Annotated in this window: 10 protein-coding genes; 6 read left to right on the plus strand and 4 right to left on the minus strand. The window is 73.5% G+C overall.

All coding sequences use genetic code 11. The features are described from left to right. Window positions 1-24 precede the first annotated feature (24 nt). The 3 genes from AB0I91_RS15285 to AB0I91_RS15295 form a co-directional block, all read right to left on the minus strand. Window positions 25-1,605 carry an AMP-binding protein gene (locus AB0I91_RS15285; RefSeq protein WP_499637209.1) on the minus strand — a complete coding sequence of 527 codons (1,581 nt, stop codon included), beginning with the start codon at window positions 1,603-1,605 and terminating at the stop codon, window positions 25-27. Next, on the minus strand, window positions 1,602-3,461 hold the full coding sequence (locus tag AB0I91_RS15290; protein WP_499637211.1) for an SDR family oxidoreductase: 1,860 nt from the start codon (window positions 3,459-3,461) through the stop codon (window positions 1,602-1,604). The genes AB0I91_RS15285 and AB0I91_RS15290 overlap by 4 nt, the downstream gene beginning before the upstream one ends. 66 nt (window positions 3,462-3,527) lie before the next feature. Beyond that, window positions 3,528-3,731, minus strand: a complete 204-nt coding sequence (locus AB0I91_RS15295; RefSeq protein ID WP_053722955.1) for a hypothetical protein — start codon at window positions 3,729-3,731, stop codon at window positions 3,528-3,530. A 173-nt stretch (window positions 3,732-3,904) separates the two neighbouring features. On the opposite strand from AB0I91_RS15295, the gene AB0I91_RS15300 reads away from it, so the two are divergent. After that, on the plus strand, window positions 3,905-5,101 hold the full coding sequence (locus tag AB0I91_RS15300) for an NAD(P)/FAD-dependent oxidoreductase (protein WP_498783795.1): 1,197 nt from the start codon (window positions 3,905-3,907) through the stop codon (window positions 5,099-5,101). Window positions 5,102-5,105: 4 nt separating this feature from the next. Here AB0I91_RS15300 and AB0I91_RS15305 read toward each other — a convergent pair whose 3' ends face one another. Next, window positions 5,106-5,576 carry a MarR family winged helix-turn-helix transcriptional regulator gene (locus AB0I91_RS15305; protein WP_499613648.1) on the minus strand — a complete coding sequence of 157 codons (471 nt, stop codon included), beginning with the start codon at window positions 5,574-5,576 and terminating at the stop codon, window positions 5,106-5,108. A 107-nt stretch (window positions 5,577-5,683) separates the two neighbouring features. Between AB0I91_RS15305 and AB0I91_RS15310 the strand changes: the two genes are divergently transcribed. The 5 genes from AB0I91_RS15310 to AB0I91_RS15330 all read left to right on the plus strand — a co-directional run bounded on the left by AB0I91_RS15310 (window position 5,684) and on the right by AB0I91_RS15330 (window position 11,099). Next, on the plus strand, window positions 5,684-6,292 hold the full coding sequence (locus AB0I91_RS15310) for an FMN-dependent NADH-azoreductase (protein WP_499637268.1): 609 nt from the start codon (window positions 5,684-5,686) through the stop codon (window positions 6,290-6,292). 86 nt (window positions 6,293-6,378) lie between these two features. Then, complete coding sequence (locus tag AB0I91_RS15315; RefSeq protein ID WP_499637213.1) at window positions 6,379-7,371, plus strand: tetratricopeptide repeat protein; 993 nt, start codon at window positions 6,379-6,381, stop codon at window positions 7,369-7,371. A gap of 23 nt (window positions 7,372-7,394) precedes the next feature. Beyond that, on the plus strand, window positions 7,395-7,724 hold the full coding sequence (locus tag AB0I91_RS15320) for a hypothetical protein (protein ID WP_498783786.1): 330 nt from the start codon (window positions 7,395-7,397) through the stop codon (window positions 7,722-7,724). Window positions 7,725-7,785: 61 nt separating this feature from the next. Next, window positions 7,786-9,915 carry a protein translocase subunit SecD gene (gene secD / locus AB0I91_RS15325; protein WP_499637215.1) on the plus strand — a complete coding sequence of 710 codons (2,130 nt, stop codon included), beginning with the start codon at window positions 7,786-7,788 and terminating at the stop codon, window positions 9,913-9,915. Continuing rightward, complete coding sequence (locus AB0I91_RS15330; RefSeq protein ID WP_498783784.1) at window positions 9,912-11,099, plus strand: cation:proton antiporter; 1,188 nt, start codon at window positions 9,912-9,914, stop codon at window positions 11,097-11,099. Before secD ends, AB0I91_RS15330 begins: the two co-directional genes overlap by 4 nt. The last annotated feature ends 51 nt before the right edge of the window (window positions 11,100-11,150 follow it).

Below are 11,150 nucleotides of genomic sequence, written 5' to 3' on the forward strand. Positions count from 1 at the left end.
GTCTGCCCCCGCTGGAGAGGGTACTCACCCCAACTCGCGCTTCAGCACCTTTCCCGTCTCATTGCGCGGCAGGGCGTCGAGGAAGACCACCTCCCTCGGCACGGAGAACCTGGCCAGGTTGCCGCGCACGTGGTCGAGCACCGCCTCCTCGTCCACCGCGCCCGGCTCCTCGGGCACGACGTACGCGGCGAGCCGTTGGCCGAACTGCTCGTCCGGCACGCCGACCACGGCGACCTCGCGCACCCCGGCCAGCCCCGCCAGCAGGTCCTCGACCTCGCGCGGGTACACGTTCTCCCCGCCGGAGATGATCATCTCGTCGTCGCGGCCCGCGACGAACAGCAGGCCGTCCCGGTCGCGGTAGCCGAGGTCGCCGGTCGACATGAGGCCGTCGCGGACCTCCTTGCCCGCGCCGTTGGTGTAGCCGTCGAACAGCATGTCGTTGGCCACGAAGATGCGGCCGGTCGTGCCGGCCGGCACCGGGTCGCCCGCGTCGTCCAGGATCGCGAGCCGGGTGCCGTGCGGCGGCAGGCCCGCCGTGTCCGGGCGCCGGGCCAGCTCCTCGGGCCGGGCGATGGTCACCCACGACACCTCGGTGGAGCCGTAGAGGTTGTAGAGCACCGGGCCGAACTCCTCCAGGCACCGCCGCGCCACCGGCGGCGGCAGCGCCGAGCCGCTGGAGGCGATCACGCGCAGCTTCGGCAGGTGCGGGCGCCCGGTCAGCTCCAGGATGCGTTGCAGCATCACGGGAACGGCGAACAGCGCGTCGCTGCCGTGGTCGCGCGCGTCGGCCAGCGTGAGCGCCGGGTCGAACTTGCGGCGCAGCACGAACGTCGCGCCGAGCACGAGCCCGATCTGGAACGCGGCCAGGCCCCAGGTGTGGAACAGCGGCGCCGGCACGGAGAACCGGTCGCCCGCCCGGAACGGGATGCGGGACAACAGCGCGGCGGCCGGCGCGAGGCTCGCCGGCTCCGGTCGCCTGGCGCCCTTGGGCGCGCCCGTGGTGCCCGACGTCAGCACGATCATCCGGCCGCGCGGCGGGCGCCGGGGCAGCGGTGTGGCGGGTGAGCCCTCGATCAGCTGCTCCAGCGTCCTGCTCTTGGTGACGCCGTCGACCCACGCCATCACCCGGCGGACCTTGCGCGGCGCGTTGGCCAGCAGGCCGCGGAACTCGGTGTCGGCGACGACCACGGACACGTCCTGCTCGCGCAGCACCGCGGCGACCTGGGCCGCGCTCAACCCGGTGTTGACCAGCACGGTGTGCGCGCCGAGCTTCACGCACGCGCCCACGGTCTCCACGAAGCCGCGGTGGTTGCGGCACAGCACCGCGACCTTCGACCCCGACCGCACGCCGAGGTCGTGCAGGCCGTGCGCGAGCCGGGTGGTGCGTTCGTCGACCTCGGCGTAGGTGAGCGTGCCCGCGTCGTCGATGATCGCCGGTCGGTCGGGGTGGCGCGCCGCGCCGGTGGCGAACCCGAACGCGACCGTGATGTCCCACTGGAGGAAGGCGTCGACGACGCCGAGCAGCCGGCCGGGGCCCATCGGCCGCACGACGCCGGCGCGCACCAGCGTCGCCAAGGCGCGCAGCGCTCCCAGGACCCGGTTCACCGCGTCGCCCGCAGGACGAGGCGGGTGACGCCCGCGGCGACGGCGGCCAGCGGCGGCGTGTGCGGCGTGCCCCGCTCCGGCATGGCCCGGTAAGCGAGGTGCACCAGCGACCGCACGTGCTTCGGCGCGGTCTTGCGGGCGAGTTCGGCCAGCAGCCCGGACGGGAGGTTGACCTCCTCGGGACGGCGCTCCAGCGCGTGGACGACCCACCGCGCCGCGCGCTCGGGCGTCGCCGCCGGGAACGCGTCGTAGGCCTTCGTCGGCCCGATCATGGGTGTTCGCACCAGCGGCATCCGCACGGAGGTAAACGTGACACCGTCCGCCACCGTCTCGCCGGCCGCCACCCGGCTGAACGCGTCCAGCGCGCTCTTGGAGGCCAGGTAAGCCGAGAAGCGCGGCGTGTTGAGCTGCACGCCCATGCTGGAGATGTTCACGATGTGCCCGGACCTCCGTTCCCTCATGTGCGGCAGCAGGCCGAGCACCAGCCGCAGCGGCGCGAAGTAGTTCAGCGCCATGGTGCGCTCGTAGTCGTGCAACCGGTCGACGGACAGGTGCACGCTGCGCCGGATCGACCGGCCCGCGTTGTTGACCAGCGCGTCGATGCCGTCGTGCTCCGCGAGGACCTGCTTGAGCAGCGCGCCGACGGCTTCCGCGTCCGTCAGGTCGCACGGGTAGGTGTGCGCCGTGCCGCCCTCCGCGCGGATCCGCTCGGCGACCTGCTCCAACTCCTCGGCACGGCGCGCGACCAGCAGCGGCACGGCTCCCTCCCGGGCCACGGCGAGCGCGGTGGCCGCGCCGATGCCCGACGACGCGCCGGTGATCAGCACGGTCCGCCCGGCCAGGCCGTGCTTGCGCGCGGCGCGCAACGGGTCCAGGTGCGCCGACCAGTACTTCCACAGCACGTGCGCGTAGCCGGCGAAGTCGGGCGGTTCCAGGCCGGTGACCGTGCGGGTGGCGGTCGAGTCGAACTCGGCGTGCACCGCGAGGTGCGGCACGACCTGCGGCGGGATGCCCAGCTCGGTGAGCACGCCGGTGACGATCGCGCTCGTCGGCGCGGCGGGCAGCGGCAGTGGCAGGGTGAACCGGACCTTCGGGGCGCCGGCGGCGGCGGCCAGCGCGTTGTGGACCTCGTCCAGCGGCTGCGAGCGGCGCGCGGTGAGGTGGAACGTGCTGCCGGACGGCACGTCGGCGTGGATCAACCGGTCCAGCGCCGCCACCACGTAGTCGACCGGGACCAGGTTCGCGGCCCCGAAGTGCGGCGCGACCAGCGGCAGCAGGCGCGGCAGGCGGGCGAGCGCGGCCAGCGCCGGGAAGAAGTAGTACGGGCCGTCGACCTTGTCGGTCTCGCCCGTGCGCGAGTCGCCGACCACGGCGCCCGGCCGGTACACGCGCCACGGCGTGCCCTGGTCCCGGACGATCCGCTCGGCCGCGTGCTTGGTCACGTGGTAGGGCGAGGGCAGGTGCTGGCCGAGGTCGAAGTCGTCCTCGGTGAACGGGCCCCGGTGCTCGCCCGCGACCGCGATGGACGACACGTGGTGCAGCACCCCGCAACCGGTGCGCCCGGCGTACTCCACGACCCGCCGGGTGCCCTCGACGTTGACGGCGTGGTGCGCGTCGGCGGACGCGGTGAAGTCGTAGACGGCGGCCAGGTGCACGACGTGGTCGACCCGGTCGGCGTCGATCGGGGAGCCGAGGTCGCCCAGCACCGGCGTCAGCTTGCCGTGCCGGCCCAGCTTGTCCGCGGACTGCGGCCTGACCAGCGCGAACACCCGTTCGCAGTCCGGTCGCCGCAGGAGCCCGGCGACCAGGCGCCTGCCGATGAAACCCGTCGCGCCGGTGACGAAGTAGGTACTCACGCCCCGATACTGACACTACCTACCCGCGAGTAGGAAGAGCGCGGGGTGAAATCGGAACGCCTGTGATCAGTTTTCCGGGGTGCCGGACGCGTTCACCACCGCGTCGCGCAAGGCCGCGCGCAGGCGGCCCACCTCCAACGGCGTCAGCACGGCCGCCTCACCCGGCGGCACCGTCACCACGACGTGGCCCTGGCTGACGAAAACGGTCATGTCACGGCGACGTGACGCGATGTCGCGGCAGGAGATCTGCCACTCCTTGCCTGTGCTCACGGCCCCCAACCTCCAGGTGTCTCGACACGGGGTGCTCGGACCAATCCGGGCGCTCGTGGGGATGAGACGCACGCGGGTTGGTGCCATGACGGGGCAATCCGCCGGGCGACCGCGCCGAGCTGTCGCTAGCGTCGCATGTGGCTGTCGTCGCAGTCACCTGAAGGGGTGAGAAAATGGCTGAACCGCAACGGATCGTGATAATCGGGTCCGGTCTGGCCGGCGCCTCGGCGGCCGGGGCGTTGCGCGAGCGCGGTCACACCGGTGACGTGGTCGTCTTCGGCCGCGAACGGCACCGGCCCTACGAGCTGCCGGCGTTGTCCAAGCAGGTGCTGCTGGGCGACGCCGAGGAGCCGGTCCGCGTGCACGAGCCCGATTTCTACGACGAGCGCCGGATCGAGCTGCGGCTCGGCGTCGAGGTCGTCGGGGTGGACGTCGACCGGCACGTGGTCGAGGACTCCGGCGGTGGGTCGCACTCGTACGATCGGCTGATCCTGGCAACGGGTTCGACGCCGCGCCGGTTGCCGGTGCCGGGCGGAGAGCTCCCAGGTCTGCGGACGTTGCGCACCGTCGAGGACTCGCTGGCGTTGCGGCGGGAGCTGACCGACGGCCGCGAGGTGGTCGTCGTCGGCGCGGGGTGGATCGGCTGCGAGGTCGCCGCCGCGGCCCGGCGGCACGGCGCGTCGGTGACGGTCGTCGACCCGGTCGACCTGCCGCTGCGGCGGGTGCTCGGGCCGCGGATGGGCGAGGTGTTCCGCGACCTGCACGCCGCGCACGGCGTGCGGTGGCGGCTCGGCGTCGGCGTGGACGGCTTCACCGAGCACGGCGTCCGGCTCGCCGACGGCGGTTCGCTGACCGGTGACGTCGTGGTGGTCGCGGTGGGCGCCGCGCCGGACCTGGGGCTCGCGCGGGACGCCGGCCTGGCGTTGGCCGACGGCGGGGTGGCGGTGGACGCCGCGCTGCGCACCTCCGCGCCGGACGTCTTCGCCATCGGCGACATCGCCGCGCACGAGCACCCCCGCTACGGGCGGCGGGTCCGGGTCGAGCACTGGGCGAACGCCAAGGGCCAGGGCGAGCACGTGGCCGGCACGGTCCTCGGGCACGACGAGCCGTACGAGGCGTCGCCGTACTTCTTCACCGACCAGTACGACCTGGGCATGGAGTACCGGGGGCTCGCCGACGCCGAGCACGACGAGCTGGTGGTGCGCGGTGACGTGGACGCGCGCGAGTTCACCGCGTTCTGGCTGCGCGACGGGCGCGTGCAGGCGGCGATGAACGTCAACCAGTGGGACGACGGCGAGGCGTTGCAGCTGCTGGTCGACGCGCGGGCCGAGGTGGCGCCGGACCGGCTGCGCGGCGGCGACCTGGCCTAGGCGGTCACAGGCAGGAGCCGCTGTCCGGCCCGTGGTCGGCCGCGATCAGGCGCTCCAGCAGGTCGTGCAGGGCGCGGGCCTCCTCCGGCGCGAGCTCGGCGGTGAACTCCCGCTCCACCTGGACGTGCAGCTTCTCGACCTCGCGCTGGACGGCCCGGCCCTGCTCGGTGATCACCGGCACGCGCACGCGCCGGTCGTTGGGGTCGGGCTTGCGCATGATCAGCCCCGCGCGTTCCAGCCGGTCCAGCTCCGCGGTCAGCGTGGTCTTGTCGACGCCGAGCGCGTGGCCGAGGGCGAGCTGGGTGCGTTGGAACTCCTCGCTGATCAACGCGGTCAGCACGATCTGCCCCCGCGTGGTGATGCCGTGCCGCACCGCCGCTTCCTGCGCGACCGTGCCCAGTTTCTGCGCCGCGCGGTGCAGCAGCCAGTTCAGGCCCGCACGGCTCGTGCAGCCGAGGCTGGGGGCGAGGTCCATGCCCGGGATCATACGCCGGCTGTGAGATATTCTTGAGTAAGAACGTCTTGACTCATAATGACTCTGCCCATATGTTCCGAACCGAGAACTTCCGAGAGGGGACTATGGTGCACCTGTTGCACATCGACACCAGCCTGCGGTTCGAGGGTTCGGTGTCGCGCGAGGTCAGCGGCGCTTTCGCCGAGGCGTGGCGGGCCGCGCGCCCGGACGGCGGGTACACCTACCGCGACCTGGCCGCCGAGCCGTTGCCGCACGTCGACCCGGCGGCGCTGGCCACCCGGGAGGCCGACGGCGACCGGCCGTTGGAGCGGCGGTTGATCGCCGAGGTGAAGGCGGCGGACACGGTGCTGCTCGGCGTGCCGATGTACAACTACGGCCTGCCGTCGAGCCTCAAGGCGTGGCTGGACTGGATCATCGTGCCGGAGCTGATGGCCGACCAGCAGACCGGCGAAGGCGTGCTGACCGGCAAGCGGGTCGTGGTCGTCACCGCGCGGGGCGGCTCCTACGCGCCCGGCACGCCCCGGCACTCGTTCGACTTCCAGGAGCCGTACCTGCGCGCGGTGTTCGGCATGCTGGGCCTGGACCGGGACCTGGAGTTCGTGCACGCCGAGCTGACGTTGGCCGGCGTCGTGCCGCACATGGCCCAGTTCCGCGACCTGGCGGTCGCCTCCTTGGAGGACGCGCACCGCGTGGTGCGCGAGTTGGCCGTCGCCTGAGGGGGAGATCGGGTGACGGGCCGTGGTCGAGGGGGCGGCCCGTCACCCGATAGTGCAGGCGTCGTCGGCCTGCGACCATGTGGGCCATGTCGGAGTCGATCGCCGCGGTCGTGGTGCGTGCCGCCGAGCTGACCGCCCGCGGGTTGCCGCGCAAGGCGATCGAGCTGCTCCAGCCGGCCCTCGCGGCCAACCCGCTGCACGGTGAGGCGTGGTGCCGACTGGCCGCCGCCTACCTCGACGCGGGCGAGCCCGACCCGGCGCTGAGCGCGGCCAAGCGGGCCCTGGTGCTCGACGGCGACCCGGCGTGGGCGCAGCGGCTGACCGCGCTGGCGTTGAGCGAACTCGGCCGGCACGCCGAGGCGGTCGTCGCGGCGCGGGAGTGCGTGCGGCGCAAGCCCGGCGACTGGCGGTGCCAGGTGGTGCTGGCCGAAGTGCTGGCCGACAGCCCCGACGGGCAGCGCGAGGCCCTGGCGGTGGCGCGGGAGGCCGCGCACCTCGCGCCGACGGAGGCCCGCGCGTTCCAGGTGCTCGGCGACTCCGCGCTGCGCGTGCGCGACTGGGGCACCGCCGAACGCGCCTACCGCACCGCGTTGCGCCTCGACCCGGACGACGGCGACGTGCGCGCGAACCTGGCCACCGTCCGGCGCAAGCGCGGCGGCGCGCCCGTGCCGCCGCCGTCCGGTGAAGCGCTGCACGCCGCGCACGTCCTGGTGTGGCCCGCGCTGTCCCGGCTGGCCGCGCTGCTCGTCGCCGGCGGCCTCGTCCTGATGCTGGCGGGCATGCCCAAGCCGACGCCGCTGCTCGGCTGGTTCGCCGGGCTGCTGGTCGTCGGCTGCCTCGTGATCGCGGGACTTGCGCTGTTCAAGGCCCGGGGCGGTGTGCGGCGGGCGTTGCTCCGCCTGCCGCTGCACCGGCCCAAGGTGGCCTTCGTCACGACCATGTTCGGGCTGTCCGCGGTGATCCTCGCCGGCTGGGCGGTGGCGCTCCTCCTCGGGGCCACGACGATGCAGCCGCTCGTGATCGCGTGGCTGTGCGCCCTGCTCGGCGGAGCCGTCGTGGTCCTCGCCGGGGGCCGCTAACCTGGACGTCGGGAAGGAGGCCGATGACCCGACGCGCGCTGCTCGCGATCCTGGCGTTGATCGCGGGTTTCGTCGTGTCCGGACCCGGCCCGAGCACGACCGCCGACGTGGCCGCCGTCTCGTCCACCGTGGACGCCGCCCACCTGCCCGGCACGGCCACCCGCGGCACGAACGCCGCGCACCCCGTGCAGGTGCACGTGGGCCAGCCACTGGACGGCGTCCAGCCCGCCGTGCACGTGACGCCCGCGCCGCCGGTGCGGGTGCGCGTCGTCGACCCGACCCACCGCACCCCCGAGCGCAACGGCCAGACCCCGCTCGGCGAACGCGCGCCGCCCACCACCTCCGGTAGCTGAACCCACCCCGTTCACCTCACCCGGAGGTCCTTCCACCATGCCGCGCCCCAGCGCGCGGCGAGTGCTACTCGTCCGTGGGCTGCTGGCCCTCGGCGTGCTCGCCGCGTCCGCGTTCACCCTGCTCACCGTCCAACCGCGCCTCGGCCTCGACCTGCGCGGCGGCACCCAGATCGTGCTCGAAACCCCGTCCGAGGCCACCTCCGACGCCACCGACCGGGCGATGGAGGTGCTGCGCCGCCGGGTCGACGAGCTCGGCGTGGCCGAACCCGTGCTGGCCCGGTCCGGCGATCACCGCATCGTGGTGGAGCTGCCCGGCGTGCAGGACCCGACCGAGGCCATCGAGGTGCTCGGCCGCACGGCCCAGCTGCGCGTGCAGCCGGTGACCGGGCCGGGCGACGTGCCCACGCCCGAGGGCGACGCGGTGGGTCTCGGCGAGGTCGTGATGACCGGCGAGGGCATCGAGGACGCCCGCGCCACGCCCAACCCGCAGGGCGTCGGCTACCTCGTCGGGGTCGACTTCCAGGGCGACGCGCCGCAGGCGTGGCAGCGGGTGACCGCTGAGGCCGCGTGCTCACCGCCGGGCGACCCGAAGCGGCGGGTGGCGTTCGTGCTGGACGGCGAGGTCGTGTCCGCGCCTCAGGTGGACGTCTCGACGGTGTGCGGCACCGGCATGATCGGCGGCAGCACGTCGATCACCGGGCGGTTCGGCCAGGCCGAGGCCGAGGAGCTGGCGCTGGTGATCCGCTCCGGCGCGCTGCCCGTGCCGGTCGAGGTGGTGGAGCAGCGGACCGTCGGTCCGACGCTCGGCGCGGAGGCGATCGAGGCCAGCGCCCGTGCGGCGATCATCGGCGTGGCGCTGACCGGGCTGTTCCTGGTGTTCGTGTACCGGCTGGCCGGGCTGGTGGCCGTGTTGGCGCTGGGCGGTTACGCGGCCTTGGCGTACGCGGCGATGCTGGCGATCGGCGCGACGCTGACGTTGCCGGGGTTGGCCGGGTTCGTGCTGGCCATCGGCATGGCGGTGGACGCGAACGTGCTGGTGTTCGAGCGGTCGCGGGAGGAGTACGCGCGGCGCAAGCGCCTGCCGCGGTCGGTGGACCAGGGCTTCCGCGGCGCGTTGAGCGCGGTGGCGGACTCGAACGTGACCACGCTGCTGGCCGCCGGGCTGCTGTTCTGGCTGGCCACGGGGCCGGTGAAGGGGTTCGGCGTCACGCTGTCGATCGGTGTGCTGGCGTCGTTGTTCAGCGCCCTGGTGCTGAGCCGGGTGCTGTTGCAGCTGGTCATGCCGCTGCTGGAACGGCGGCCTCGGTGGAGCGGGCTGCACACGTTGGGGCGGGTGCGCACGTGGCTGACCTCGCGTGGGATCACGTTGTTCCGGCGGCCCCGGCGGTGGCTGCTCGCTGCCGGGCTCGTGCTGCTGGCGGCCGTCGGCGGACTGGTGCTGCGCGGGCTGGAGCTGGGCGTGGAGTTCACCGGCGGTCGGATGCTGGAGTTCACGGCCGCCTCGGTGGACACCGGTCGGGTGCGGGCGGAGCTGGCGGCCGCCGGGTTCGGTGACGCGGTCGTGGTGACGTCGGGCTCGGACGGCGTCTCGGTGCGCACGGGTCCGATCGACTCGGCCGCGGCCGTGCGGCTGGGTGAGGCGGTGGACCGCGCGACCGGTGGGGCGGAGCAGGTCAGCAACGAGCTGATCGGCCCCAGCCTCGGCTCGGAGCTGCGGCGCAACGCGTTGATCGCGCTGGCCATCGCGGTGGCCGCGCAGCTGGTCTACCTGGCCGTGCGGTTCGACTGGCGGCTCGGCGTGGCCACCGTGGTCGCGCTGGTCACGGACGTGGTCGTGCTGGTCGGCGCGTTCGCGTGGCTGGGCAAGACGGCCGACGGCGTGTTCCTGGCCGCGCTGCTCACCGTGATCGGGTACTCGGTGAACGACTCGGTGGTGGTGTTCGACCGGGTGCGCGAGCTGCGGCGGACGCGGGCGCCGTTCCCGGAGGTGATGAGTTCGGCGGTGCTGCAAACCCTGCCGCGGACGGTGAACACGGGTATCGGCGTGCTGTTCGTGCTGGCCGCGCTGCTGGTGCTCGGTGACGGTTCGCTGGCCGACTTCTCCACCGCGCTGCTGATCGGGCTCGTCGCCGGCACGGTCTCGACGGTGCTGACCGCGGCGCCGGTGGCGATCGTGCTGGAGGACCGATGAGCACCGGCCACGCGTTGCTGGCGGTCGGTGGGGCGTTCCTCGCCGCGGGCGTGATCGCGCGCGCCGGCGTCCGGATCGGACTGCCGACGATCCCGCTGTTCATGGTGGCGGGCATCCTGTTCGGGCCGCACACCCCTGGTCTGTCCCTTGTGGACGATCCCGGCGAGCTGGCGGTCCTGTCCAGCCTCGGCTTGGTGTTCCTGCTGTTCTACCTCGGCCTCGAGTTCTCGGTGGACGACCTGGTGTCGGGCGGCCGGCGGCTCGCGGTGGCGGGCGCCGGGTACCTGGTGCTCAACATCGGCGGTGGGCTGGCGTTCGGCTTCGCGCTCGGGTGGGGCACGCGCGAGGCGTTGGTGATCGCCGGCGCGATCGGCATCTCGTCGTCGGCGATCGTGACGAAACTGCTGGTCGAGGCGCGGCGGTTGCGCAATCCCGAGTCACGGCTGGTGATGGGCATCATCGTGATCGAGGACGTGTTCCTGGCGCTGTACCTGGCCGTGCTGCAGCCCGTGCTCAGCGGCACGTCCGGGGTGTCCGCGCTGGTGGACTTCGGCAAGGCGTTCGCGTTCCTGCTGGTGCTGGCCGCGATCGCGCGCTGGGGCGGTCGGGTGGTGACCAGGCTGTTCGGTTCGGCGGACGACGAGCTGCTGGTGGTGTGCTTCGTCGGCGTGGCGGTGACGGGTGCGGCGGTCGCGCACGAGCTCGGGGTGTCCGACGCGATCGGCGCGTTCATGGTCGGCGCGGTGCTCGGCGGTTCCGGCGTCGCACCCCGCGTGCACAAGCTGGTGCTGCCGCTGCGGGACGCGTTCGGCGCGCTGTTCTTCTTCATCTTCGGCCTGAGCATCGATCCCGGCGCCGTGGGGACGGTCGCGCTGCCGATCCTGGCGGCCGTCGCGGTGACGATCGTGCTGAATTTGGGCGCCGGCCTGTTCGCCGCGAAGCTGCACTCGTTCGACCGGCAGCAGGCGGTGGACATCGGCCTGACCGTGTTGACGCGCGGGGAGTTCTCCCTGGTCCTGGCGGCGATGGCCGTGGCAGCCGGCCTGGACTCCCGCGTCGCACCGTTCGTCGCGGGCTACGTCCTGCTGCTGGCCGTAGTGGGTCCGCTGGCCGTGCTGCGTTCGGCCCGGCTGACCTGGCTCCTGCCGAAACGGCTGTTCGCCGACCGCGTGCGTGAGGCGTGAGGATCGGTCGACAGGCCTCCGGGTCGCCGTCGTTCGGCCGGTCCGGTAGTG

The organism is Actinosynnema sp. NPDC049800, assembly GCF_040656635.1.
GTDB lineage: Bacteria > Actinomycetota > Actinomycetes > Mycobacteriales > Pseudonocardiaceae > Actinosynnema.